Origin of the sequence: Pseudophaeobacter sp. TrK17, assembly GCF_042192375.1 — a bacterium.
Taxonomy (GTDB): Bacteria; Pseudomonadota; Alphaproteobacteria; order Rhodobacterales; family Rhodobacteraceae; genus Pseudophaeobacter.
Map to the genome: position 1 here is coordinate 3,207,670 of NZ_CP071700.1, position 26,574 is coordinate 3,234,243.

The window sequence follows — 26,574 nt, forward strand, 5'->3', positions numbered from 1 at the left end:
GTTTTGCTCGCCAGACAGTTTGCCACGCGCAGCTTAGCGCCCAACCGCATAAGCCTGCATCAGGCGTGGTGTGGCCGCAGCCTGCAGGCCGCCATCCGCATGGCGCAGGGCTGCGGTCAGTCGTCCGACAGTCCAATCCTCGGCCACCGTGACGATATGGCCCCGTTGGCGCAGGTCAGCGATCACGGCCTCGCCAAAAGCCGCTTCAATCATCATTTCGCCAGGCAGGGCGGCGCGCGGATAAAAGCTGCCTTGAAAATGCATCGAATGGAACAGCGGCGCGTCCATGCCCGCCTGCAGATCCAGCCCGTGGTGCACAAAGCGCAGGAACCAGATCAATTGCCATTGATCCTGCTGATCCCCCCCAGGCGTGCCAAAGACCAGCCGCGTGCCGTCCTTTTCTGCCAGGCTTGGCGTCAGGGTGGTGCGCGGGCGCCGCCCCGGCGCCAAGGAGGTGGGCAGCCCCTGCTCCAGCCAGAACATCTGGGCGCGACTGTTCAGCGCAAAGCCCAGACCGGGCACCACAGGGCTGGATTGCAGCCAGCCACCCGAAGGCGTTGCAGAAACCATATTGCCCCAGCGATCAATCACATCCAAATGTACCGTATCGCCACGTTTCTCCGTGAGATGCGCCATGGTCGGCTCTTGTGGTGCAGCCTCTGCGACGCCAAAGTCCCGCGCCGCCCGGGCGATATAGGCATCCGCCTGATGTTCAAACCCTGGCACCCGACCGGGGCGCTGCTGCAGCGAGGCCTGATCGGTGATCAGAGCGGCGCGCCCGGCGTTATAGCCCTGTGACAACAGCACATCCATCGGCACCGCGCTGTGATCCGGGTCGCCATAATAGGCCTCGCGGTCCGCATAGGCGAGTTTCATCGCCTCAATCACCGTATGGGTGAACTCTGCGCCGAAAGGATCCATCGCTGCCAGGTCAAAATGGTTCAGGATCGCCAGGCTTTGCAACAACACTGGCCCCTGCGACCAGGCCTGAGTCTTATGTACAGTCCAGCCGTGATATTCATAACTGAGGGTCTCTTCATACTGTGCCCGCCACTGCGCCAGATCCGCCGCCGTCAACACGGCGCTGTTCTTTTGCTCCGAGACGTCATGCACCTTTGCGGTTTGTAGATATTGCGCGATTGCCTCGGCAACAAACCCTTCTGCCCAGGCGCTGCGTGCCGCATCAATCTGCGCCACGCGGTCCGCGCCGCTGGCCTCACCCAGATCCACCAGACGTTGATATGTCCGGGCCAGATCGGGATTCTTGAAATTTTCATTGGGTGCGGGCGCGACGCCACCGGGACACCAGGTCGCAGCGGAACTGGGCCACTCAGCCGCAAAATAATCCGCCAGGCCTGCGATGGTATGGGCGACCCGAGGCAAAACCGGGTGGCCGTCGCGCGCATAGGAGATTGCAGGCTCCATCACCTGCGCAAGGGACAGGGTTCCATGGTCGCGCAGCATCAGCATCCAGCCATCAAAGGCGCCAGGAATGACCGTGGCCAGCAGTCCTGAGCCGGGGATGAGCTCCAACCCCTGTGCCCGGTAGTGATCTATCGTCGCCCCGGCCGGCGCCGGGCCTTGGGCGGCAAGCACTGTCGTCTTGCCGGATTGGGCGGAATGGAAAATGGCTGGTAGATCACCCGCAGGGCCGTTCAAATGCGGCTCGACCACCTGTAACACCAGCCCGGCGGCCACCGCCGCATCAAAGGCATTGCCGCCACGCTCCAGAATGCCAAAGCCTACAGCCGAGGCGATCCAATGGGTTGAGGTTGCAACACCAAAGGAGCCGCGAATTTCTGGCCGTGTGGTAAACCCCTGCATCTGCGCCCCCTTGCGACCTGTTTCGGCCCGTCATGTTTCGGCCCGTCATGTTTAGGCCCGTCACGTTTCAGCCTGCAACAGCCAGCTGAACCAATTCCACATTGGTTCAAAAACACTCAAAGCCCGCCAAGAGTCAAGCCCAGCAGATCAGGCACAACCTTATGCCCCGCGCAGGGCAGTCGCGGGGCATACAAAATAAATTGGGAAAGTGCCCAAAGGAGCGGCCTGCCTGCTCTGTGTCAGTTCTGTGAGGTCGGCGTCGACTCGGTGGGCAGATCAAACACCGTGGCGCCGGTATCCGCTGAGGTCACAGTGCGGCGGAACATGCCAAACATTTCGCGCCCCGTGCCGTGCTGATAGGCGCTGAGATCGGCGCTGGCGCTGGCGCGGTCCAGCACCCCCTCTGTGAGGACCTCCAGCGCGCCACTGGCGGCATCCAGCCGGATCATATCGCCATCGCGAACCTTGGCAATTGGTCCACCATCCAGGGCCTCGGGAACCACGTGAATCGCCGCCGGCACCTTGCCCGAAGCCCCAGACATGCGCCCATCGGTGACCAGCGCCACCTTGTGACCCCGCCCCTGCAGGATCGCCAACATCGGGGTCAGGCTGTGCAGCTCGGGCATGCCATTGGCTTTGGGGCCCTGAAAACGCACCACGACAATAACGTCGCCGTTGAATTCCCCCGCCTTAAAGGCCGCCTTGGCGTCCTCTTGGTCGTGGAACACCCGCGCCGGCGCCTCGATCACATGGTGTTTTTCATCCACCGCCGAGACCTTGATGACCGCAGTCCCCAGTGAGCCCGTCAAACGTTTCAACCCGCCCGTCGCCTGAAACGGCTCCGCAGCCGGGCGCACAATTGCAGCGTTCAGGGTCTCCTTGGGGCCGGGGCGGAAGGTCAGCCCCTCCTCCGAGAGCAACGGCTCTTGGGTGTAGCTCGCAAGCCCCTCGCCCGCCACAGTTTTGGTGTCCCCATGCAGGAAGCCCGCCTCCAGCAGCTCACCGATCATAAAGCCCAAACCGCCAGCGGCGTGGAAGTGGTTCACATCTGCAAGGCCGTTGGGATAGACTCGCGCCAGCAACGGCACCACCTCCGACAGGTCCGCAAAATCCTGCCAGTCCAGAATGATCCCGCCGGCGCGCGCCATGGCGATGAGGTGGATCAATAGATTGGTGGAGCCGCCCGTGGCCATCAGCCCGACGATGCCATTGGCATAGGTCTTTTCATCCAGCACCTGGCAGATCGGCGTATAGTCATTGCCAAGCGCCGAAAGCGCCAGCGCCCGTTGTGACCCCGCTACCGTCAGCGCCTCGCGCAGGGCGGTGCCGGGATTGACAAAACTGGAGCCGGGCAGGTGCAACCCCATGAATTCCATCAACATCTGATTGGAATTGGCGGTCCCGTAAAACGTACATGTGCCGGGGCCATGATAGGCCGCCATCTCGGCTTTCAGCAATTCGGCCCGGTCGATTTCTCCGGCGGCAAACTGTTGTCGGATCTGCGCCTTTTCGTCATTTGCCAATCCGCTGGTCATGGGACCCGCAGGCAGGAAAACCGCCGGAATATGACCAAAGGCCTGTGCCCCGATCACCAGCCCCGGCACGATCTTGTCACAGACCCCCAGATAGACCGCCGCATCAAAGACATTGTGGCTCAGCGCTATGCCGGTCGCCATGGCGATGGTATCGCGGGAAAACAGGCTCAGCTCCATACCCGCCTCGCCCTGGGTGACACCATCACACATCGCAGGCACTCCGCCCGCCACCTGCGCCGTGCCCCCGGCCTGACGCAGGGCGTCGCGGATCAGCGCCGGGTAAGTTTCAAAAGGCTGATGCGCTGACAGCATATCATTATACGCGGTGACAATGCCCAGATGGCCGCTGCTGGCCTCGGCAAGTGTCGCTTGATCCGCCCCGGTGGCGGCATAGGCATGGGCCTGCCCAGAACAGCTGAGATGCGCCCGCGCCGGCCCTTTGCCTGCAGCGGCCTGCATGCGCTCCAGATAGGCGCTGCGGCTGGCGGCGCTGCGGGCGATGATCCGGTGGGTTACCTCGGCGAGAGTTTTATTAAGTCGCATGTAAGAGGCCTTTCGGGTGTCTGGCAGGTGCTAGCGGTGGGACGGCAAATGGATGGTGGTGACACACATCAGGCGCCAATAGTGCGCCAACGGCGATTATCGCGGTGCATAAGCAACAGGGAATCTTCGGGTCCCGAGCCGCCACGATCATAGGGCTGGGGTGCATCGCCGGACTGGCTCCAGCCGTCAATGATTGGATCGGCCCAGGCCCAGGCGGCCTCGACCTCATCCCCGCGCATGAACAAGGTCTGGTTGCCGCGAATGACATCCATAATCAGCCGCTCATAGGCATCCTGGGGGCGCCCTGCTTCGGGCAGGGAGTCGGCAAAGGTCATATCCAGATTGGCCCCGGTGAGCCGCATGCCGCCCGGGCCCGGATCCTTGATCGTGGTGCGCAGGGTGATGCCCTCATCCGGTTGCAGGCGGATCACCAGGACATTGCCATGCACCCCGTCGGCACCTTCAAAAATGTTATGGGGCGGATCACGGAAATACACTGCAATTTCGCTTTCACGGGCCCGCAGGCATTTGCCCGTCCGCAGATAAAAGGGCGTCCCGGCCCAACGCCAGTTGGCCACCTGCACCTTCATCGCGATAAAGCTCTCGGTGCGGCTATTGGGATCACCGGCGTGATCCAGATAGCTGTCGGCAACAGCCCTGCCGGGGGTGGCACGATATTGCCCCCGTGCCAGATCGCCCTGCGCCACCGTTTCCAGCGCTTCGATCACTTTGACCTTTTCATCGCGCACCGCATTAGAGGTGAACCGCGAAGGCGGCTCCATCGCAGTCAGGCAGAGCAGCTGCATCAAATGGTTCTGCACCATATCTCGCATGGCTCCAGAACGGTCATAATATTCTCCCCGCCCGGCGACGCCGATGCTTTCGGCGACGGTGATCTGCACATGGTCGATATGGGTGGAATTCCACAACGGCTCAAACAAGGAATTGGCAAAGCGCAGCGCCATCAGGTTCTGCACCGTTTCTTTGCCCAGATAGTGGTCAATCCGGTAAATCTGGCTTTCGTCAAAATGATCCCGCAACGCCGCGTTCAGGGCCTGTGCCGACCCCAGATCATGGCCAAAGGGCTTTTCCAGAACAATCCGGCTCTCTGGTGTGGCAATGTTGCAAGAGCTAAGGCGGCTGGCGATTTCAGGGAACAGGCTGGGTCCCACGGAGAGGTAAAACACCCGGATCACATCGGCGCGCAGATGGCTTTTCAGCGCCAGCCAGCCGGTGTCGTCTTTTGCATCCACTGGCACATAGTCCAGCAATTGAACAAAGGCGGCGATATCCTCTTCTCCGGTCTCCCCCTCCTGGCCAAACTCCCGAATGGCCTCGGCCACGAAGGCCTGAAACCCGGACTTGTCCAGCTTGCTGCGCGACGTGCCGATGATGCGGCTTTGGGGGCTGAACTGCGCGATCTGAAAACGGTGGAACAGGCTCGGCAGGATTTTTCTGCGCGCCAGATCACCAGTGGCACCAAAGAGAACCAGATCAAAGGGGTCGACGGGGATAACGCGAGAAACCATAGTGATATCAGATCCAGTTGCGATTGGCGCCCCACCGGGTGCGCCTTAGGTTGCGGGGGTGGAGGCTGTCAGTTTTGCCACCAACCCAAGGGTAGAGCCATCCTTGCTGCTGTCCGTGGCGCCCTGAATAAGTGGCAGCAGACCAACGGCGAGCTCTTTGCCGAGTTCGACCCCCCATTGGTCAAAGGAATTGATCCCCCAGATGACCCCCTCGGTAAAGACACGGTGTTCAAACAGGGCAATGATCTGGCCCAGTGCAAAGGGGGTTAGACGCGGATAGGCAAGGGTGATCGACGGACGGTTGCCCGGGAAGGTCAAATGCGCTGTCATGCGATCCAGATCCCCCTCAGGGATGCCGCGGCTTTGGGCCAAGGCGCGGGCCTGTTGCGCAGAGCGCCCCAGCATCAAGGCCTCGGATTGGGCCAGGCAATTTGCCTTGAGCAGATCATGCTGATGCGAAAGCTCGGCTTCATGCCCCTCTGCGGCAATCAGGAACTCGGCAGGAACCACATGGGTGCCCTGGTGGAGCAATTGATAAAAGGCATGCTGACCATTGGTCCCAGGCTCCCCCCAGACAATCGGACCCGTGGTGCGGTGCACCGGGCTGCCCTCCAGCGTCACGGATTTGCCGTTGCTTTCCATATCCAGCTGCTGAAGATAGGCCGGCAGGCGCGCCAAGCGTTGCTCATAGGGCAGGATTGCCCGCGTATTATAGCCGCAGATATTGCTGTGCCAGATGCCAACCAACCCCAGCAGGACCGGCAGGTTGTGGCGAAAATCCGCAGTTTGAAAATGCCGGTCCATCGCCGCCGCACCACTGAGCATGGCGCGGAAATTATCACGTCCAACCGCAATCAGAATAGGCAGGCCCACAGGCCCCCAAAGCGAATAGCGCCCGCCAACCCAATCGGCAAAGCCAAAGACCCGTTCCGGGGGAATGCCCATTTCGGCAGTCTTGTCCAAAGCCGTTGACACCGCCGCCAAATGCCCACTGGCCTGATCGGCAAGAGCGGCCCGCAACCAAGAGATCGCGGTTGCCGCATTGGTCATGGTCTCAATGGTGGTAAAGGACTTTGAGGCGATGATAATCAAGGTGGTTTGGGGATCCAGCCCAGCCAGGCTATCGGTAATATCGGCGCCGTCGACATTTGAAACATAGTGGCAGCGCGGCCCATCGTGATAGGGCGCAAGCGCGCGGGTCGCCATGACAGGGCCCAAATCTGAACCACCAATGCCAATATTCACAACATCCGTGAACTGCGCCCCGGTTACGGTTTTATAGGCACCGCTGCGCAGAGCCCCGGCAAAGCTTTCCATACGTTGCAGGGTCTGCTGGATCTCCGGCATGACATCCTGACCATCGACCATCACAGCGCTGTCATTCTGGCTCCGCAGGGCTGTGTGCAATGCAGCCCGGCCTTCCGTGACGTTGATCGGATCGCCCCGAAACATTGCTTCGATCTTGCTGGCCAAGCCAGCCTGTTCCGCCAGATCAACCAGCGCATTCAATCCGGTTTCGTCCAGGGCGGTTTTGGAAAAATCCAGCAACAATCCGTCGGCTTGGGCAGAGAAGTTCTGAAACCGGTTTTGATCTCTCTCGAACAGCTCGGCGATCAACGTCTCAGAAGTTCGCCTGCGGTGTTCACTCAGCTTTGACCAAATTTCGCTCATTTTCCAATACCTTTACGAACCCATCTAGCCGAATCATACCTCCCGCTCTTATGCAACACAGTTAGCGCTAACGCTTACACAAGAGAAGCCCCAACTGTGAATGTTTTGGCATCCCCAGCAGGGCATAAAGTGGCGGGGCAGTCCAGGCACTGCAGGTATAGGCCACCTCACTTCCAGCCCCGCCCGCAATCAGTAAATCGCAGAGCTTTCGCCCCCGCAAAGCCGCCGCGCCTACTGCAGACCGCTGTTTTACAATGCAGAGCTTACCCAGTATTGCGCGCACCACCGCAGGCGAACAAAGTGACATTTAGACTGGCAAACAGGGCCTGCCCCGTACATGAGGGATATCTGGGCCGACATGGCAGCGCGTCACATCGGCCACAAAAGACGTCCGCTCCCTGGCCGCCTGGGGTCACTGGACGGTCAGGACCCCCGCGTTATCCCGGCCGCCCTGCCGGAACCAGGCTGCTAAAGGGTTTGCCAGTGGCCTCTTCGTATTCCTGCTCATCCCAGAACCCGATCAGAATACCGCCCTCTGCTGCAATTTTCTGACGTGCCAAAACTGCAGGTGTCGCGGTTATCCGGGTATGGTGCCGTCGCGCCCAATCCAGCAGCGCCGCCTCCATCCGGGCGCGCACCGCAATGTGGTCCGCCTGTTCCGAAGCGCCCAGATCTTTCACTTCCTGCGGGTCGGTTTCCAGATCAAACAGCACCGGTCGGAAGCCTTCGCAGCGGATAAATTTCCACCGTCCATCAAATATCATCACCGTATGAGCATGTTCCTGCGCCACGCCCAACGCACGGGCCATATCGGACCAATGATAGTCATGTTCGCTGATCGCATAGCGCCTGGAAAAGCCTTCTGTCCCGTTCAGGATCGGTGTCAGATCACGCCCTTCAATGATATGCGGCTTGGCCTCGCAGCCCAGCGCATTCATGAATGTGGGTGCCAGATCAATCATTTCGACCAGCTCTTCGCAGATGGACCCGCGCGAGGCATCCGCCTCGCCGCGGGGGTCTGCAATGATCAGCGGCACTTTGGCGGCAACATCGTGGTAGAAATCCTTGTCGCCCATCCAGTGGTCGCCCATGTAATCGCCGTGATCCGAGGTAAAGGCGATGATGGTGTTCTCGCTCAAGCCCGCCGCCTCCATCCAGGCAAAAAGCCGACCGAGGTTATCATCGAGCTGTTTGATCAGCCCCATATAGGCCGGGATCACATGTTCACGCACATGGTCGCGGGCAAAGCTGCGACAGACACGGGCGTTCAGATAGGCCTGCATCAGGGGGTGATCGGTGTCGCGCTCCGCCTCAGAGCGGACCGGAGCAATGACGTGCTCTGGCCCATACATGTCATGGTAGGGCTTTGGCACGATGTAGGGCCAATGGGGTTTGATATAGGACAGGTGGCACATCCAGGGACGTCCATCCGCACTGGCCTCGGTCATAAAATCAATGGCGCGATTGGTCATATAGGCGGTCTCGGAATGCTCTTCGGGCACATCCGCAGGCAAGCGCGAGTTTTTCAGCAGCCAGGCCGATAGCCGCTCGCCATTTTCATCCAGGCCCGAATTGGCAAAATCACCCCAGGGGTTTTCTGACTTAAAGCCGTTTTCCACCAGATAGTCATCATAGGCAGACCATTTTTGGCGGGCGCTATCAGGGTGCAGACCATCGTCGCGCTCAAAAGGGTCAAAACCACATTCAGACCGGCTGACGCCAATCGTACTGTCGGGATCAATACCAAGCCAGGCCATGCCCTCTAGGTCTGCGGCCATATGGGTTTTTCCAACCAAAACCGCCCGCGCACCTGCCTCGCGCAGGTGATCGCCCAAGGTGGGTTCGCCAACCCGCAGCGGCATACCGTTCCAGGTTGAGCCATGGCTGCGCACATAGCGCCCGGTATAGGCCGACATCCGCGACGGACCGCAGACCGGCGACTGGATATAGGCCTTGTTGAATTGCACCCCGCGTTTTGCCAGGGCATCAATATGCGGTGTATGCAGGTGCGGGTGACCATAGCAGCTCAGGTAATCAAACCGCAGTTGATCGGCCATAATCCACAAAACATTGGGGCGTTTGGTCATGGTTCTTTCTCCTCCTCCAGCAGATCATCTCCTCGGGCAAAGATATTCGTCTCGTCCCGGTCCTGCCTGGCCTTCATTTTTTCGGCCCTGTTTCTTTCGGCCACAGTTTTTGCTGACTTGGGCATAAGCCCCCAGCGACCGGATAGAGCCTGAAAAACAAATCAATGACAAGTCATATATGTTCACACCACCAACCCCGGCATAGTCGCCCGACATTATCTGCACTGCTAAGCGCCTCCCTCAAAGGGGAGCATGCCTGCAAAACAGGGCCTTATTCAGCAGGGCAGGATGTTGCGGCACTGCTGTCGCGCAGGCCACTCCGATAGGCCTTGGGCGTTTGGCCAGACCAGCGCTTAAAGGCCCGTGAAAAGGCGCTTTGTTCTGAAAACCCGGTCAAAAAGGCAATCTCTGAGAAGGAATAGTTCGACGATTGAATAAGCTGCTGGGCAAGTTTCCGGCGCGATTCGTCGGTGAGCGATTGAAAACTATGCCCCCTCTCGCTCAGCCGTCGCTGAAAGGTGCGCCCCCCCAGTCCCATGTTTTTGGCAACCTCCGACAGCTGCGGCACCCCGCCGCTCAGCAGTTTGGCAATTTCCTCAATCACCTGGGCTTCAAAGCTTTGCTCCTGGTCACGTTCTTTTTCCAGCATCTGATCCAAATGAGAGATCAGGAAATTCCAGACACCAGTATCGCCAATGCTGCTGGGCTGATCAACGTCCTGGACATCAAAATGCAACGCATCCGACCGGGCTCCAAATTCTGGCACACAGCCAAAATGCTCTACCAGAGCATCAATAGAGCCGTCTCTTTCATGGACAAATTGCACATGGCAGGGCTGAAATTCCGGGCTGGTCGTTTCACGACAGAGCGTCAGTGTCGTACCCATGGCGGCCTCTACCGACAAAAAGGCCCCAAGCCGGTCCGTCTTGGGGGCCTGCATGGACCAACAGAACCGATCGCCCTCCTGTTCGGCAGAAAAACTCGCGACGCGATTGTGTAGTCGGGTATAACGCCAAATTCGCTGAAACCCATGACGCAGGGTTGGGGCAGATTTCAGCGCAAGCCCAAAGACGCCAAACTCATCACACCTCATGCTCCTACAGGTTTTCATGTGAAACCTCAGATCCGGGAACTCGCTTTTGGCAACCTCCTCCATCAGGTCGTGATAGGCCTCAACCGGCACCATGACCGTAGGGTCGGCTACCGTTTCTGGCGTCAGGCCGACCAGATCCAGCAGCTTGCCTTTGTCGGCTATCTGGTCTGCATGTTCGATCTGTTTTCTGGCGTAGAGTGTCGAAACAGAGGTCAAGTCCCGGCTCCAAATTGATGCGCTCAACAGACTACCAAGCGCCTGAGCTGCGATCAAATATCAGTAACATTTACGTTACCGAAGGGTCAACCTTTGGCATTTGCTGTCAAGTCTTTGGCACATCCAGTCAATATTTTGGCACCAGAAATCACGTATTCATTTTGACATCCAGTGGGTTTGGAGCTGTTTTCTCTGCAAAAGCAGGTTCGCCCCTTTACCGCACCGTTTTTGTCTCAAGGAATAAATCAATGAACAGCTTCATGCCTTTCATCAAATTCACCGCAGTTGCCTTGCTGGGCGGCAGCGCCACCTTAACAGCCGCAACGCTGGTTCTTGGCCTGGGCGCCCCGCTGGCAAGAGCCCAAACCCAGGCTCCCACGCCTGTGATGCTGATCAGCGATGCTCAGCACAATCCTTCGTGATCTGGGATTTCGCCTGACCCTGGCTGAGACCTCAGGCCCGACTGTGACCAGTCAAACAGTGGTCAGCCAAACAGCGCCCAGTCAAACAACGCCAGGTGCGCAGAGTTACCCCGTCTTGCGCAGGATCCCATATTGCGCGTAGCCGCGATAAAGCTGGCGGCATTGTGCCCTGCCGCCCAGCTCACGGGCGATCTTGTCCAGCTCGCTTGCCAACTCTAATCGTGGGCTCACATGGAATTTCGTCAGCCAGCGATGCAGCAGGCCCCGGCACCAGCCGGGCCATCCCTCCAGATTGGAAAAATCCACAACATGCAGCGTGCCGCCCGGAGCAAGCGCCCCAAAGGCCTGGCGCAAAGCCTGCTGCCAATCCGGGATCATTGAAATCCCGTAAGAGATAAAGATCCGATCAAATGCGTCGCGGCCGAACAGTTGCGCGGCCTCAAAATGGCAGGCATCAGCCTGAGCCAAGGCAACCCGCGTGCCCAGTTTTTTCCCGGCGGACACCAACATCTCTGACGAGATATCAAGCCCGTAAAAGGTGCAGTCTGGATATTTCCCCTCAGCCAATTGCAAATTCCGCCCCGTGCCACAGGCAAGTTCAAGAACATGCGCGTCGGCGTCAGGCGCCAGATCATCAATCAGCGCATCACGCCCAAACAGATAGTACTTTCGGGTCAAATCATAAAATATGCGTTGGTAGCGATAGGTTTGATCCATCAGTGCTGCATGGGCATTGGGGGTCGCGTCGCGCATCTGATCAGCCCTGGAAACGATAGAGATGAAAGCCGCCATAGATCGCTGAGCGATCCTGCTTGCTGCCCCGTTTGGAAACCTCTGCGTCATAGGCCCAGCGCCCCAGGATGTCAGGCGACACTCGGCCCGGCAGGATGTCATCAGCGCCGCCAATGCGAAAAATCACCTTTGCCCCGGGCGTTGCCGTGCGGGTGATTTGCTGCCAAAGCGCATTCAACTGACTGTCATTCATCCAATCCTGGGCATCCAACAGGATATAGCCCTGTTTCGAGCTGTCAGGCTCCTGCGCCAACTGGTCGGTAAGGGAGCGGTTTACGATGCGGCCCCGGTCGGCATAGTCCCGCAGGGCTTGGAAATTGCGCTGCTGCAGATAGGGCGGCAGAGACCCATCCGGTGCCGGGTCATACCCGCGTGCAAAGGCCTGCCAGGCAAAATAATTGTCCCGGATCGGGGTATCACACATCAGTTTGCGGACCCGCTCGCGCAGTACCGGCAACACGTCGCCACCGCCGTCAGCGGCCAGTTTGTCATACTGCGCCGGAGGAATGCCCAGGCCAAAAAGCGCAGCGCGAAACCCAGCCAGCCGGCGCACCAGCCACATATCAAACAGGGGGCTGATCTTCTGATCAAAAAACGCCTGTTGTTCCTGTAGGCTGCGTGCGGCCAGCAAGGGCGCAAAATTCACCCGCCCCAGACGGGCAACCAAATGCACCGCCCCCAAAAAGCGACCAAGCAGCCCGTATTTATAAAGCCCCTTTTGAAACAACGTGATGCGGCGATTTATCAGCTGTCGCCCCTGCCAAAACGCCCGCGCGCCGGGGTCTAGCTTTGGTTGGATATAGCGCTCATACAGGACGGCGTTGCTGGCCAGGTCTGCCCGGCCAAAAAACTGATAAAAGGCGGCATAGTCCGGCAGGGCTTGGGCGGCAGTCAGTTTCAACTTGCCCAGGGCCACATGGGCAGGCGACAGATCAACCGCCGTGACCGAAGCAGGGCCAGCGGTCAGATACGACATTAGATTGCAGCTGCCAGAGGCGATGCAGACCAGATTATCCTCTGCTGAAATCTCCAGCGCCTCCATGTCCACCACCGGATCTTCCCAGATCTGCGGATAGACCAACCCCAGAAACAGACGCGAGAACAGACGTTCAAGCCATCCGGTTGCCGCATCGCCATCCTGCAAAACAGCCGCGTCCAATTGAGCCTGGGCGGAAGAATTCATTGGGTGTATCCCCTAAACGTTTTCGAGAACTTTTTCTTCGGGCTGGGCATCGCGTGCCCGGCGACGAGGCTGGCGGCCAAGTTGGCGGCGCGACTCCCCGCGAGACTGGCGCGCAGAACGCGTCCAATCGATAAGAGCAAGACTGCCATCTGCCGTTTCAACGACAGCGGTGCAGCTTTCGACCCAGTCACCAGTGTTTACATAGGTCACCTCTCCCATGTCACGGATGGCCGCACTATGAATATGACCGCAGATCACCCCATCATAGCCGCCGCGCCGTGCCTCGGCAGTCAGCACTGTTTCATACTCGCTGATAAAATTGACAGCCTGCTTGACCTGGTGCTTGGCCCATTTTGACAAGGACCAGTACTGTCCGCCCCAGAGATGGCGAAGCCGATTAAGGCGGGTGTTCAGCCACAGCATCAATTCATAGGCCCGGTCCCCAAGATGCGCGAGCCATTTGGCGTTTGTCACCACCGCATCAAATTGATCACCATGGGTCACCAGATAACATTTTCCGTTATGGGCGGTGAACTCGGCAGACCCCACCACCTCGATACCGCCAAAATGAGTGCCAAAGTAGGAGCGCAGGAATTCGTCATGGTTGCCGGGGATTAAATAGATCCGGGCACCGCCATGTGCCTTGGCCAGAAGCGTTTGCACCACGTCATTGTGCGCCTGCGGCCAGAGGAAACCCTTTCTGCGAATGCGCCAGGCGTCCACAATGTCACCAACCAAATAGTAGGTGTCTGCTTCGTGGCATTTGAGGAAATCCAGCAGTAATTCAGCCTGACATCCTGGGGTGCCCAAATGGATATCGGACAAAAAAATGGTTCGGTATTTCATGCGCGTCGCCCGCTGTCACTTGCGTCGCATATGGAGGTACCCCATCGTTTTAACAGAACGGTGACAGTTTCCATTCCCCTGCGCATCAAGGCGTCACGACACCGCCCAGCAGATCACCCCATCAAAGCGCAAAGGCCCAACAGCCCCCGTTTTGCGCTGCACCTCGCGCCAGGTGCAGCGGTCAGCTGTCCAAAAGAGCGCGAATTTTGGAAATCAAAACAGGTCCCGAGACAGGTTTATTGAGCACGGTAAGCTTTGGCAGACCCGAGACACTATCGAGCACATCAGCGCCATACCCCGTGAGGATCACGATCGGGACACCATCAAGCACCTTTCTGACTTGCGCCACCAAATCCAGCCCCTGTACCGACCCAGGCATCGTCAGATCCGTCACCACCAGGTCAAGTTCAGGTGCCTTTTTGACCAGATCCAGGGCCTCTGTGCCGTTGTGGGCCTGCGTCACACGAAACCCAGAGGCCGCAAGCCGTTGGCTCAGGGCGCTGCGGACATCATCGTCATCTTCAACCAGTAAGATCTGTTCATCGCCCAAAAAACCTGTGGAAATGTCACCTCCCGCCGCCTGATCCGCCGCCTCAACGGTCACCGGAAATCTCAGCTCCACCGTCGTCCCCTGCTCCCAGACACTGCGGATACGGATCTTCCCCCCCGACTGGGTCACAAAGCCATGCACCATCGCCAGCCCCATCCCCGACCCCTTGTCGAATTCTTTGGTTGTGAAAAAGGGCTCAAACACCTTACTCAAAGCGTCTTCTTTGATCCCCACACCGGTGTCCATCACAGAGACCACCACCCGCTCGCCTGAAAGGTCATCGCCGTCGCTTTGGTCCGCCCCTAGGTTAGACACCGAAACTGTCAGCTTGCCCCCGTCTGGCATCGCATCGCGGGCGTTCAACACCAGGTTCAAAACCGCATTCTCCAGCTGCCCCTGATCCAGAAGAACCGCCTTCACAAGAGGGTCATAGGAGAATTCCACAGATATGTTTTCAGGCAGGGTCCGGCGCAGCATCTCCTCGATACCACGCAAAACCAGATCGACCCGCAGCACCTGCGGCACCAGCTGAGCACGCCGCCCAAAAGACAAGAGATCATAGGACAGTTTGGCCCCGCGTTTGGTCGCGGACAGTGCTTGGTCAATGAACTTCAAGGAGGGCGCATCCAGCCCACGCTGGTCTTTTAACAATTCGAGGTTACCCATGATCACCGACAATAGATTATTGAAATCATGGGCGACGCCCCCGACAAGCCGGCCTATCGCGTCAAATTTCTGGGTTTCCAGGGCAAACTTCTCGGCCTTTTTGCGAAGATCCATTTCTGCGCTTAGCGCATCAACCGTGGTCGCAAGATCCAAGGTGCGCGCCCGAACAACACGGCGCAGGATGAATATGAGCACTGCTGACACCAAAAGCACAGAAACCGCTACAAGCAGCACAGTAATAAGCCAGCTCGGCAGCGGGGCTTTGTGAAAGGATATCCATTCATACTTGGCAGAGTGAAAGTCCGACCCAAAGGTCATTTGCTGCCGGTAGCTGGCCAGGTTCATCGCCTGGACAAAGTTTTCCGGGGCATCCGGCGGCACCACATAGTGATAGGAGTTGACCTGAAATGGCAGCTCAGGAATACGCAAACTGTTCTGATTGGCCATCTGCACCGCAAAGAACGTATTGGTAATTGCCAAATCCGCATCACCAACCAAAATCGCATCAATCGCGCCCTGCACTGACGACGTCCAGATCAGCTTACTCTTCAGGCCTTCTTTGCGTAAAAACCGCCTCAGGTCACGCTCCTGGATACTATTTGCGAGCACGGCAATTCGCTTGCCCTCAAAATCCGCCAGAGAGGTAATCTCAACCTCCTGGGAGGTGACGATGGTAGACCATGAATAAATCAGCGCTTCGTTGATAAACTGGAACTGCGCTGCACGCTCCTCAGAAAAGGCCACATCCGGCATAAGGTCGAGCTGCCCCTGCCCCACCATCTCCAGGCAGGACTCCCATTCACAGTCGACGTATTCGAAATCATAGCCCATCTCAGACAGAATGGCTTCGGTCACCTCCGGCCAAAAACCGGCAGGTTGCCCAGCTGAGTCTCGAAAAATTTTGGGTGGGTTTTCATAAAAGCCAACACGCAGCGGATCTGCATTCAATTGCCCCGGCAGGACTGCAAGACACAACATTCCCAGCAAGGCCGGAAACACCTTAGTGGTGAAGCAAAACCTGTTTAGAAGTCCCTCTAGCACTCGATCCACCCTTTGAGGTCGCTTACCCGGCCTCTGCTCAACACCTTCCAGCCCCATCATCAGAAAGCATAGCGCCCCTAATCAACGCTCAATTGATTTACATACCCTGCATTTCGCGTGATATCTCGATTGATGTCATCGGTCGCTTCATCAAGCACGGCCTTCACATCCGCACCTTCAGCGATCTCAACCAGGGCTCTTTCAAACACCTTTGCTATCACAACATAGCTGGGAGACACCGGACGTAGCAAAGCCTGTTGGCGCGACAAATCGACAAACCCTGGCAACCAGCCCTCCGGGCCATAGGTCGTGGATGCTCTTGCGGCTGCCAGGGTGGGTGGGATCAATCCCAGTTCATCCGCGATGGTGGACAGGTATCGGTCTTGAATCGCAAACTCGACAAAGGCGCTGGCCCCATCCACATGTTCTGACGTGGCTGACACGCCAAACTGCCAGCTCCCGGCGCCGATGACACTGCCCTTACCAAAATCGGGTGCAGGCAGAAATACGGCATCCTCTCCTACAGCGTCGATGAAATCCAGAACGGTCCAATTGCCGTCCCAGGCCATGGCATATGTACCATCAATCAACGCGGCGGTTCGGTTTGGTTGCGACTGTTCCGGGCTGGGAACAAGCCCGCGCGAAAACAGGGACTGCCACCAAGTTCCAAATCTCAGGGCGGCCTCGCCATTTAACACACCCTGTGCCGAACTATAGTCAGATCTGTCCACCAGATCACCGCCGAAGCTTTGCAAAAAGGGGCTAATGGCATAGGGAAACCATTCGCCCTCCCTGCTCAGCCCCAGGTCCAGCGGATAGTCGAACTCCCCGGATGCTTTGAGTTTCACCAAGGCCGTTTCAAATTCGGCCGCACTCCAGGGGTCCGCAAGACTTGGCAGTCGGATGTCATATTTTTCCAAGGTGGACTTGCGTGTCAGGATCGCAAGCGCAGCCTCCCACAGGCCAACCGAATAGATATGACCATTCCAGCGCCCAACAGCGGATGGCAGGAACGCCTCGACCGCGGCCTCCTCTATGCGCAGCGGCTGCAGATATCCCAACCACGCCCAATTGGCGACCACCGGCGCATCCACATCAATGATGTCAGGCAGGTTCCCGGTCTGAGCCGCCCGAACCACCGAGTCATTGTAACTGCCTTCAGGAAAGCTCTTCAGGATGACTTTCCAATCCGGTTGACTGGCATTGAAATCCTCGACGATCTCAACAATGATCCGGCGTTCAGTTTCATTATGCGATCCATGATACCACATGCTCAGCTCGGTTTGCGCCGCCGCAGCAGTGCCAACAGTCAGTGCCACAAGACCGGCTAGAAGGAGTCCAAATCGCGAAGCCACTATTGATCTTCTTTCCATAACTGAGACGGGGCCAGCCAAGGGCGAGACCTCCACTTGAGAGCCTGGCCCAACTGATCCAGACCAACTGCCAGATCAAGTGATAGTGCATTCCCGCCTTTTGATCCATTGTGATCACGCTGCCACAAGCTGGCGGCCAAAGTCCAGAAACCTATCCAGATGTGCCACCGACCTTCTGGGACGGTGTGCTACTGTGTTTACAAAACTTCAGAGGGCCCGTGAAAGGCCAAAGCCGCACTTGCGGCGATAGTTCTTTGTTGTCTGGACTTCGGCCATCCATTACAAATTCATCGTAGCTTTGAGATTTGCATTTCTTGGACTGCGGGTAGATGTTCCATCCCGGACGATCACATAGATCCTCGCCGGTCCGCATTTTTCATGGCAAGATCGGTTTTCGGTGACATTCGGGAGGGCGCTTAATGCTGATCCATCTTCATAACCAAGCGACAACAACGCCTAAGATACGGGCTGCCATCCAGGCGAGCGACGAGCCTGCATGGGTTCTGGCTGAGCGTTTTGGCACAACCGAACAGACAGTTTGGAAATGGCGCAAGCGCGACAGTGTCCATGACCGTAGCCATACCGCTCATCGGCTGCAAACGACGTTGACGCCTGCTCAGGAGGCCGTTGTGGTTGCGCTGCGCAAGATGCTGCTAGTGTCGCTGGATGACTTGCTGGCCGTGGTGCGGGAGTTTCTGAACCCGGACGTCTCGCGCTCTGGACTGGATCGGTGTCTGCGGCGGCATGGGGTCGGCAACCTGCGCGATCTTAAGCCAAAGGCCGCCCGCCCAAAGCACAGCGCCTTCAAGGCATACGAACCGGGATATCTGCATATCGACGTGAAGTACCTGCCACAGATGGCTGATCAAACTTCCCGCCGGTATCTGTTTGTTGCCATTGATCGGGCTACACGCTGGGTTTTTATCCGTATCTATAGCAGCAAGACAGCGGCCAAGGCGCGCCGCTTTTTGCGTGATCTAGAGCGGGCTTGCCCACTTCGCATCCGAACCATACTCACAGACAATGGAAAGGAGTTCTCCGACCGTCTCTTTGGCCTGCGCAAGCGCGAACAAAGCGGAAAACATGATTTCGACAAGCTCTGCGCCGAACTGGACATCGAACACCGTCTGACGCCGCAAAGATCGCCCCAAACAAACGGCATGGTCGAGCGCTTCAACGGTCGCATCGAAGACGTGCTGCAAAGCCACCACTTCCGATCAGGCGAAGAACTGGAGACCACGCTGCACCGCTATGTTTGGCTCTACAACCAACAGCTTCCGCAATCAGCCTTGGGCAGCAAGACGCCCTTGCAAGCGATGAAGCACTGGCACAAACTCAAACCAGAACTGTTCAACAAACTGCCATACTACCGTCCGGGATGTGACAAGTAGCTCACAGCACCTCAACCTGCCGCAACTTCGTGACAATCTCTTCAGGCTTGTGTCGTTTGATTCCCATCTTTGATCCTCCGATTCCTAACTATAGGGCCGGACCAATTCAGTGGGGCAGGATCACATTGCTTTGCCAGGAAACCAGAAAGTGACTGGCCAACAGGTCAGTCTAGATAGGAAGGGAGATCTTCGGCCAACTGAGTTATGCCGACCGATCCGCCGAGTTTAATCAGCCGCTTGTCGAGGACTGATTTACGCAACAGTCTTCGTAGGCTTCGCCGTATTTCCTTGGTTATTCTGTAGGAAATTGGCCCCTTGGAGATACTTTGGTTTAAAGCGGGGATAGATGTGCGTTCGCTGGCGCGGATTTCTTTGGGGACATGATCTGGGTTTGCAAACATGCCCTGAATTGCGAGTGCGGGTAGCAACTGGAACACGCAATAGTTCTTGTCAGGGCGTGTAAGGAAATCGTCTACGTGATCACAAAAACCACGTCTGGCAACAGCGGCCAGTTTTTTTGCGCCGCTTGGGCTAACTACGTAGGCTGCTGCGCTGCTTAACGGTTGCAATATGGGGGCAACAATTACATCGGCCCAGTTTTCGGTTTTGCCATAACGGTATTCAACATTCGTGCTGTCGACGTGGATTAGGTCAAATTTGCTTGTGTGTTTTGACAACTCGATCAACGTCGCCGGTAAGGCTTCTGACATCAAGATGTCGTCTTCACATATGAAATAGGCGTCTGTGTTTTCGAGCGCACATTTTTCCCACAACAGGCGATGGCTTTCAAAGACGGCGACCTCGGTGGCGGACAGTTCCCAATATGCTTTCCAAGAATTTGGTGTGTAGTAAGGGGATATGTCTTTCGGAAGTTGTCCTTGTGCATCGACTGCGGGAAAGAACTGGACATCTGCCAAGCCTATCCTTGCAGCCTCTTGCGCAATGAAATCGGCTCTTTCTGGAACGCGCGTCAAATTGATGAAGTGTTTTTGCATGAAACCCCTACTTCCTCGTTTGATTTTAAGGCCGACCTTTTGGGTCTAGGCGGAGCCAAACCATTGACCGAGGTCGACCTTCGCCACACACCAACCAACGTTCATTATCTGAATATCGCTCGAGCTCAAAAATATGGCTTGTATCACGAGATGTGGACTTGAATTCGCTCACATCAAAGTACTTGGCTGCACGTCTTTTTAGGTCGGCTAATCGTTGATCACCGTCATCATAAAACCAATCATGAAGCTCTATTATACAGACCGTGTTTTTCAAAATTTCCAAAACGGTATCATCGAGGAAATCGAACTCAAAACCTTCAATATCGATCAAGGCCACCGAGTTCTTGATATCTTCCGCCGGTATCTTCGCCAAGGATGTCAATTTGGCTTCTTCAAAAATGGTAACCTTGTTACTAACACCGTTTAGATTTGCGTTTTCTTTGATGACTGCACGACCCTGCGCTTCAATCTCAAAGCAATAGGATTTCTCAAAAATTTTTTGGCTTACCGTTGCAACGCCATAGTAACCATCGGCTGCACCAACATCGATAAAAACATTTTTTGTTTTGGAAAGGTCCTGTAGCATATTCACAATTTCTTTTTCGTACAGACCAAATATCATTGAAGCGCGATCGTGTTTTGACCACCAAGTATTGGGTGAGAATTGAAATCCCTTCAGCGCTCCATAAGCAATGGTACTGTTAAACATTTCATCGAATTCTCGTGAGAGACGCTGCCGCATTCTTTCAGCGTCTTCCACCCATCCCATCTTCACAAGCTTTGAGGATAGGAAATTTCGAAAAGCGACACCAAATCCGTCGTTTTTGATGGACACCAAGTGCTTATTCATACTGTTACGTCCTTGATTGTCGGAGTTCTTTTGCTGGGTTTGACCAATATGACGCCTAATTGGATTAACCGTAATGTTCGGCAACCCAAGCGGCCCAGTTCTTCATCTTTCTCAGCCTCAGCTTTTTCTCTAAGGACCGAAAAGCGCGCTTAACTGATGATTTTGCTGTCGCGGGCCGAAAAATCGAGTCAAATGGGTGCCCGCTGAGAGTCTTCTCGTAGTACTCGGAATACTCAACATTATGCTTCCAAAGGTCCCGCTGCCATGGCTTTGCTGCACCAGTAAAGTGGATAACCTTCGCGGCCTGCACGAGTTGGGGGTCAGCCAGGAAGTCCGTTTGTGTGTTCCAAGAAGGGTGCAATTCGGCCCATTTGTCGACGCAAATATTGTTCAGCGCACATTGATCGCCGTATGGGGCATCCAAATTTGAGTTTAGGTACTCATTGCAAAGTGGCCCAATTTCCTGTTCGCACCAGAGAGGCCAATCGATCAAGAGAACCCCAGCATTGAAGTACTTTGCGCCTTGTGAGGGCGACTGGTGTAGTAATTGCGCTGCGCTTCCTGAGGCAACAACACCAATATCTTGAACGGCGCCAAATACTTTGCCCGATAGATCCTGTTCAAAGTCTACGTCAACAGAACCAGATAACGTATCCCCGTCAATGTACATTACACGCGAGTAGCTAGGATCCAAATAGTCATGTAGGAATAGCCGCCCATAAGCAGCGGGATGCAAATGTGCCATTAAGGGAAAATTTGATGCTGCTGTAATGGACATCTTCAAGATCTGAACATTAGTCTTTTGATCAGCACAATATTGGCGGGCTTGTTCGATAAATTCGTCATTTTCAGTACAAAGGAAGATAAATCGATCAACGTCGTCATAATAATTTGTACTAAAGGACAGACAAGAAACCAAAGACGGCGCGAAAAAATCTTCGCCGCAGATATAGACCATCGCCTTTTTCACGACGAAAACCGGATTTGGTATGCGCTTAAGTAAAGTTTTGTCAATCTACGCACTTTCAAATTCCCTAATTTGTCTCAACGTGAGGGATAGTATATCCCCCCCGTTCTGAGCTTCTTTGTACCAAGTCATGGTTTTTCCGATTGTCGTCGAGAAATCCCATTTTGGGGTCCAACCAAGGCACTCTTTTGCCTTTTCAATTGAGAGCATCAACAGGCCAGCTTCATGCGGTGCATTCGATTGATCGAGCGTCTGAAATTTGCCGGGCCAGTGCTCTAATGCGCTGTCGATGACATCTGCGACCGAACGCATCTCACTGCGCTCTGGGCCAAAGTTCAATGTCGAAACACCGATTTCATCTTTGGCAACGCTTTCTGCCATGCTGATATATCCGAACAGCGGCTCTAATACATGTTGCCAGGGGCGCACCGCTTGGTGGTTTCGAACCTTGATATGTTCACCCTTTGACAAAGCTCGAACAATATCCGGGATTAGGCGGTCTTCTGCCCAGTCCCCACCGCCAATGACGTTCCCAGCCCTTGCTGAAACAAGCTTCACAGGCAGCCTTTCTTGGGTGAACACGGACCTATAGCTTTGTATCGAAAGCTCTGCAGCTGCCTTGCTGGCGCTATAAGGGTCCAAGCCACCCAATCGATCATCTTCGCTATAGAAGTGATTTGTCTCTAGGTTGTGGTAGACTTTATCTGTTGTCACAGCAACTATTGTACTGGGGTATTTAAGATCACGCGCGGCCTCCAGCAGGTTGACCGTCCCCATAACATTTGTGTCCCACGTAAGCAGGGATTCACGGTATCCACGCAAGACCAATGGTTGTGCCGCAAGGTGGAACACCACATCAGCTTGACTGAATTTCAAATACTCTTTCAGGGTTTGTGACTCACGAATATCCCCTACTCTGTGGTGGATCTTTTCAACCAAGCGCAATTGATCAAACAGTGAAGGGTGAGTGTCAGGTTCCAGCGCAAAGCCAAAAACCTCGGCGCCCAAAGAGTGTAGCCAAAGCGCAAGCCAACTCCCCTTAAACCCGGTGTGCCCAGTAATCAGAACACGCTTTCCCTGCCAAAAGTCACTCAAGACCACAGCTTCCAAGGAGCTTGTTGGTCAGCCCAGAGCTTCTCCAAGTAGTTTCTGTCACGCAAAGTGTCCATCGCAGACCAAAAACCGTGATGTTTAAAAACTGACAGCTGCCGGTCGCGGGCAAGCCCCATCAATGGCTCCTGTTCAAAAACAGTTTCATCGTCAGTTAACCGATCAAAAACCGAAGGCTCACAGACCATAAAACCACCATTGACCCATTGGCCATCTCCCTTCGGCTTTTCCTGGAAGTTCGTAACCAGGTTATCTTCTATAGTCAGAGATCCGAAACGCCCCGATGGCTGGATCGCTGTTACCGTGACCTCGGTCGTTCTGCTGCGATGGAACGCGAGAAGCTCTCTAATGTTGATGTCTGAAACACCGTCGCCGTAAGTCAGGCAAAACGTGTCATCAACATAATCAGCCACGCGTTTGATACGCCCCCCTGTCATCGTCAGTTCACCCGTGTCGACGAGGGTCACTTTCCAAGGGTCAGCATTCTCCCGGTGCACACGCATTTTATTGCCGGAGAGATCGAAGGTGATATCAGAATTGTGAAGGAAGTAATTCGCGAAATACTCTTTGACAAGATAGCCTTTGTACCCACAGCACACGACAAATTCAGTTACGCCATGGTGCGCATAGGTTTTCATGATATGCCATAAGATCGGCTTTCCACCTATTTCTATCATAGGTTTGGGCTTTAAATGAGATTCTTCGCTAATGCGTGTTCCTAGTCCCCCAGCAAGAATTATTGCTTTAACCATTATATAGTCTCCAGACCCGTACGCATTTCGACTCCAAGGATGAAAACAGTCAACGTCTGCTGACCCAGCATTCCATCCTTTGGCTGCAAAGTCTTTAGCATCTTGAGGACAGGTAGATCAACGTCAATTGGAGCCCTACTTGTCACATCCCGGACGGTAGTATGGCAGTTTGTTGAACAGTTCTGGTTTGAGTTTGTGCCAGTGCTTCATCGCTTGTAAGGGCGTCTTGCTGCCCAAGGCTGATTGCGGAAGCTGTTGGTTGTAGAGCCAAACATAGCGGTGCAGCGTGGTCTCCAGTTCTTCGCCTAATCGGAAGTGGTGGCTTTGCAGCACGTCTTCGATGCGACCGTTGAAGCGCTCGACCATGCCGTTTGTTTGGGGCGATCTTTGCGGCGTCAGACGGTGTTCGATGTCCAGTTCGGCGCAGAGCTTGTCGAAATCATGTTTTCCGCTTTGTTCGCGCTTGCGCAGACCAAAGAGACGGTCGGAGAACTCCTTTCCATTGTCTGTGAGCTACTCCCCAATCCTTGGACAGGATCTGGGGTGATTTAAGCTACTCTTTGCATCTGCTGATCGGGGTTGGTTGTTTCGTTTCTCTGCCAATAGATCACAGCGGGTGGTTTGCCGCCAAGGGCGGAATGAGGGCGCTTGTGGTTGTAGAACGCGATCCACTTTCTGACGCCAGCTTTGGCCTCTGATCCGGTCTCCCATGCGTGCAGATAAACGCATTCGTATTTCAGCGACCGCCACAGTCGTTCGACAAAGATATTGTCGAGGAACCGGCCTTTGCCGTCCATTGAGATGCGGATGCCGGATCGACGCAGGCGGTCGGTCCAAGCAAATGACGTGAACTGGCTGCCCTGATCCGTATTCATGATCTCGGGTGGGCCGAACTTGTGGATCGCTTCATTCAAGGCATCAACACAGAACTCGGCTTCCAGCGTGTTTGAGATACGCCACGCCAGCACCTTGCGCGTGTGCCAGTCCATGATGGCGACCAAATATAAAAACCCACGCCGCATCGGCAGGTAGGTGATGTCGGCGCACCAAACTTGGTTGGGCCGATCCACGCGCAAGCCGCGCAACAGATAAGGGTAAATCTTGTGACCCTTCGCTGCCTTGCTGGTGTTGGGCTTCTGATAGATCGGCATGAGGCCCATCAGCCGCATCAGGCGTCTGATCCGCTTCTTATTGACGAGGTGGTCGTCATTGCGTAGGTGCCATGTCATCTGACGCACGCCGTAAAACGGCGTTTCCAGGAACTGCTTGTCGATCAGGCGCATCAGATCGAGGTTCATCTCACTTTCGCCCTTCGGCTCATAGTAGAACGAGGACCGCGAGATCGACAGCAGCGAACATTGCTTGCTGACTGACAGACCTTTTAGGTTCGGCTCAATCATCTTGCGCCTCACTTGCCGGTCCAAGGTTTGAGCTTTCTGGCCAAAAAATCGTTGGCGACGGCCAACTCCCCAATCTTGGCGTGCAGGTCTTTGACCTGCTCCTCATCGACTTCCGGTGCCTTCCGTCCGCCACGCTCAAATACGCCCGATGCGCCTTCAAGTAATGCGCGCTTCCACTGATGGATCATCGTTGGGTGCACGCCAAACCGAATGGCCAAATCGCTGACCGTCTCTTCGCCTTTCAACGCCTCCAACGCCTCCAACGCCTCCTTGGCTTTGAATTCTGGATGATGTTGCTTCCGTTTCGACATTCCTGATCTCCTTCGTGTTGAAGATCAGCAGACAACAAATAGCAGCTTACGTCAGTGTCCGAATTTCGGGGGGTAGCTCACTTCCACAGTGCTTCCACGAGAGCTTTCAGGGGTAGGGAAATAGAGATGGCAAAACTCACCAAACGGGCGGTTGATGCGCTGGAACCAGCGGCCAAGGATTACTTTGTCTGGGACAGCCAGATTGCCGGGTTTGGGCTGCGGGTGATGCCGTCCGGGGCCAAGACCTATCAGGCGCAATATCGCAAGGGTGGGCGCACCCGGCGGGTCTCGGTGGGGCGGCATGGCAAGATCACCGTGGAAGAGGCCCGCAAACTGGCGAAAGAGATCACGGGACAGGTCGCCAAGGGCGAGAACCCCGCCGAGGACATTTCCCAGCACCGCAAAGCCCCCACGGTTGCCGCGCTCTGTGAGCGGTTCTTTGAGGCCCACGCCAAGGAGCGCTGCAAGCCTTCGACACAAAAGGAATATCGTCGCGCCATCGACCTGTTCATTGTTCCCGCCATCGGCAGTTTCAAGGTGGTCGATGTAGGGCGCCGCGACATTGCCGAGTTGCACCACAGGTTCCGCGACAAGCCTTATCAGGCCAACCGCACCCTAGGCGTGCTCTCCAAGGTGTTCAATCTGGCTGAGATCTGGGGGCTGCGCCCGGATGGCTCCAATCCCTGCCGCCATGTTCCCAAGTATCGCGAAGTGAAGCGGGAGCGCTATCTGAACCAGAATGAGCTGCAACGCCTTGGGCATGTCCTGAGTGAGGTTGAACGCGACGGCACGGAAACGCCCTTTGTGGTGGCTGCGTTCCGGTTGCTGCTCCTGACCGGTTGCCGCCTGGGGGACATCCAGACATTGAAATGGGATTACATTACCGACACCGGCATGGAACTGCCCGACACCAAAACGGGCGCGCGGCGCATCCCCCTGCCCCAGCCTGCACGGGACGTCCTGACCCATTTGCCGCGCAGCCCCGGCAATCCTTATGTCATTGAAGGCAAGATCGCGGGCAAATACGCCACCGATTTGCAGCACCCCTGGCGACGCATCCGAGCGCGGGCAGGTCTGGCCGGGGTCCGCATCCACGACCTGCGCCATACCTATGCGTCAAATGCCGTATCCTCTGGCATGCCTATTCAGATGGTCGGGCGGTTGCTGGGGCATAGCCAGATCCAAACCACGATGCGCTACGCCCATCTGGCGGATGATCCAGTACGGCAGGCAGCGGAAGAAAATGCCGCGCGGCTGGGATCTATAGTCGGGGATTTGAGGCGACCGATGTTGCGCGCCGTATAAGAACACGTACCGATACGTGGGGACTAAGGTTGCCGCAAATCCCGTACGTTACGTATAAGGGTTTCTAGACCCACTCACCGACCGTTACCTATACGTAGGGAACGGCCAAGGCCTACGTATAG

General features: G+C 55.9%; 20 protein-coding genes and 1 pseudogene. 3 read left to right on the forward strand and 18 right to left on the reverse strand.

Annotated elements, in window-relative coordinates; genetic code table 11:
* Positions 1-33: 33 nt before the first annotated feature.
* The 6 genes from JZI28_RS15155 to JZI28_RS15180 form a co-directional block, all read right to left on the reverse strand.
* Complete coding sequence (locus JZI28_RS15155) at positions 34-1,824, reverse strand: gamma-glutamyltransferase family protein (RefSeq protein ID WP_375698152.1); 1,791 nt, start codon at positions 1,822-1,824, stop codon at positions 34-36.
* Between the two features lie 239 nt (positions 1,825-2,063).
* Positions 2,064-3,902, reverse strand: coding sequence for a phosphogluconate dehydratase (edd, locus tag JZI28_RS15160; RefSeq protein WP_375698153.1), 1,839 nt, complete (start codon positions 3,900-3,902; stop codon positions 2,064-2,066).
* Positions 3,903-3,970: 68 nt separating this feature from the next.
* Positions 3,971-5,431: a glucose-6-phosphate dehydrogenase gene (zwf, locus tag JZI28_RS15165; protein WP_375698154.1), complete on the reverse strand. Its 1,461-nt coding sequence runs from the start codon at positions 5,429-5,431 to the stop codon at positions 3,971-3,973.
* A 45-nt stretch (positions 5,432-5,476) separates the two neighbouring features.
* The gene (gene pgi, locus JZI28_RS15170) at positions 5,477-7,102 is read right to left on the reverse strand and encodes a glucose-6-phosphate isomerase (protein WP_375698155.1); all 1,626 of its coding nucleotides are present in this window, start codon (positions 7,100-7,102) and stop codon (positions 5,477-5,479) included.
* A gap of 437 nt (positions 7,103-7,539) precedes the next feature.
* Positions 7,540-9,189: a sulfatase-like hydrolase/transferase gene (locus JZI28_RS15175; RefSeq protein WP_375698156.1), complete on the reverse strand. Its 1,650-nt coding sequence runs from the start codon at positions 9,187-9,189 to the stop codon at positions 7,540-7,542.
* A 271-nt stretch (positions 9,190-9,460) separates the two neighbouring features.
* Positions 9,461-10,498: an AraC family transcriptional regulator gene (locus JZI28_RS15180; protein WP_375698157.1), complete on the reverse strand. Its 1,038-nt coding sequence runs from the start codon at positions 10,496-10,498 to the stop codon at positions 9,461-9,463.
* A 17-nt stretch (positions 10,499-10,515) separates the two neighbouring features.
* Here JZI28_RS15180 and JZI28_RS15185 point away from each other — a divergent pair, with 17 nt between their 5' ends.
* A complete protein-coding gene (locus JZI28_RS15185) occupies positions 10,516-10,920 on the forward strand; it encodes a hypothetical protein (protein ID WP_375698158.1) in 405 nt (134 codons plus the stop codon).
* Between the two features lie 105 nt (positions 10,921-11,025).
* On the opposite strand, the gene JZI28_RS15190 is transcribed toward JZI28_RS15185, so the two are convergent.
* The 5 genes from JZI28_RS15190 to JZI28_RS15210 all read right to left on the reverse strand — a co-directional run bounded on the left by JZI28_RS15190 (position 11,026) and on the right by JZI28_RS15210 (position 17,317).
* On the reverse strand, positions 11,026-11,673 hold the full coding sequence (locus JZI28_RS15190) for a class I SAM-dependent methyltransferase (protein WP_375698159.1): 648 nt from the start codon (positions 11,671-11,673) through the stop codon (positions 11,026-11,028).
* 4 nt (positions 11,674-11,677) lie between these two features.
* The gene (locus JZI28_RS15195) at positions 11,678-12,895 is read right to left on the reverse strand and encodes a DUF3419 family protein (RefSeq protein ID WP_375698160.1); all 1,218 of its coding nucleotides are present in this window, start codon (positions 12,893-12,895) and stop codon (positions 11,678-11,680) included.
* 12 nt (positions 12,896-12,907) lie between these two features.
* Positions 12,908-13,741, reverse strand: a complete 834-nt coding sequence (locus tag JZI28_RS15200) for a UDP-2,3-diacylglucosamine diphosphatase (RefSeq protein WP_375698161.1) — start codon at positions 13,739-13,741, stop codon at positions 12,908-12,910.
* Between the two features lie 181 nt (positions 13,742-13,922).
* Positions 13,923-15,935, reverse strand: coding sequence for an ATP-binding protein (locus JZI28_RS15205; protein WP_375700110.1), 2,013 nt, complete (start codon positions 15,933-15,935; stop codon positions 13,923-13,925).
* A 140-nt stretch (positions 15,936-16,075) separates the two neighbouring features.
* Positions 16,076-17,317 carry an extracellular solute-binding protein gene (locus JZI28_RS15210; protein WP_375698162.1) on the reverse strand — a complete coding sequence of 414 codons (1,242 nt, stop codon included), beginning with the start codon at positions 17,315-17,317 and terminating at the stop codon, positions 16,076-16,078.
* Between the two features lie 473 nt (positions 17,318-17,790).
* Between JZI28_RS15210 and JZI28_RS15215 the strand changes: the two genes are divergently transcribed.
* The gene (locus JZI28_RS15215) at positions 17,791-18,762 is read left to right on the forward strand and encodes an IS481 family transposase (RefSeq protein WP_375698163.1); all 972 of its coding nucleotides are present in this window, start codon (positions 17,791-17,793) and stop codon (positions 18,760-18,762) included.
* 164 nt (positions 18,763-18,926) lie between these two features.
* Here JZI28_RS15215 and JZI28_RS15220 read toward each other — a convergent pair whose 3' ends face one another.
* The 7 genes and pseudogenes from JZI28_RS15220 to JZI28_RS15250 form a co-directional block, all read right to left on the reverse strand.
* Positions 18,927-19,757, reverse strand: a complete 831-nt coding sequence (locus JZI28_RS15220) for a glycosyltransferase family 25 protein (protein ID WP_375698164.1) — start codon at positions 19,755-19,757, stop codon at positions 18,927-18,929.
* Between the two features lie 25 nt (positions 19,758-19,782).
* A complete protein-coding gene (locus tag JZI28_RS15225; RefSeq protein WP_375698165.1) occupies positions 19,783-20,607 on the reverse strand; it encodes a hypothetical protein in 825 nt (274 codons plus the stop codon).
* Positions 20,608-20,671: 64 nt separating this feature from the next.
* Positions 20,672-21,577, reverse strand: a complete 906-nt coding sequence (locus JZI28_RS15230; protein ID WP_375698166.1) for a glycosyltransferase family 8 protein — start codon at positions 21,575-21,577, stop codon at positions 20,672-20,674.
* 45 nt (positions 21,578-21,622) lie between these two features.
* Complete coding sequence (gene rfbG, locus JZI28_RS15235) at positions 21,623-22,669, reverse strand: CDP-glucose 4,6-dehydratase (RefSeq protein WP_375698167.1); 1,047 nt, start codon at positions 22,667-22,669, stop codon at positions 21,623-21,625.
* On the reverse strand, positions 22,666-23,436 hold the full coding sequence (gene rfbF / locus JZI28_RS15240; RefSeq protein WP_375698168.1) for a glucose-1-phosphate cytidylyltransferase: 771 nt from the start codon (positions 23,434-23,436) through the stop codon (positions 22,666-22,668). Before rfbF ends, rfbG begins: the two co-directional genes overlap by 4 nt.
* Positions 23,437-23,571: 135 nt before the next feature.
* Positions 23,572-24,060 (reverse strand): annotated as a pseudogene (locus JZI28_RS15245) (integrase core domain-containing protein); the annotation flags it as partial.
* Positions 23,985-25,147, reverse strand: a protein-coding gene (locus JZI28_RS15250) for an IS3 family transposase (RefSeq protein ID WP_375697807.1) whose coding sequence is annotated in 2 segments (ribosomal slippage) — positions 23,985-24,877 and positions 24,877-25,147 — 1,164 coding nt in all. Because the reading frame shifts where the segments join, the coding sequence is not laid out codon by codon here. The gene JZI28_RS15250 and the pseudogene JZI28_RS15245, both read right to left, overlap by 76 nt.
* Positions 25,148-25,273: 126 nt before the next feature.
* Between JZI28_RS15250 and JZI28_RS15255 the strand changes: the two genes are divergently transcribed.
* Positions 25,274-26,452 (forward strand): tyrosine-type recombinase/integrase, encoded by a 1,179-nt coding sequence (locus tag JZI28_RS15255; protein WP_375698169.1) that lies wholly within the window; start codon positions 25,274-25,276, stop codon positions 26,450-26,452.
* The last annotated feature ends 122 nt before the right edge of the window (positions 26,453-26,574 follow it).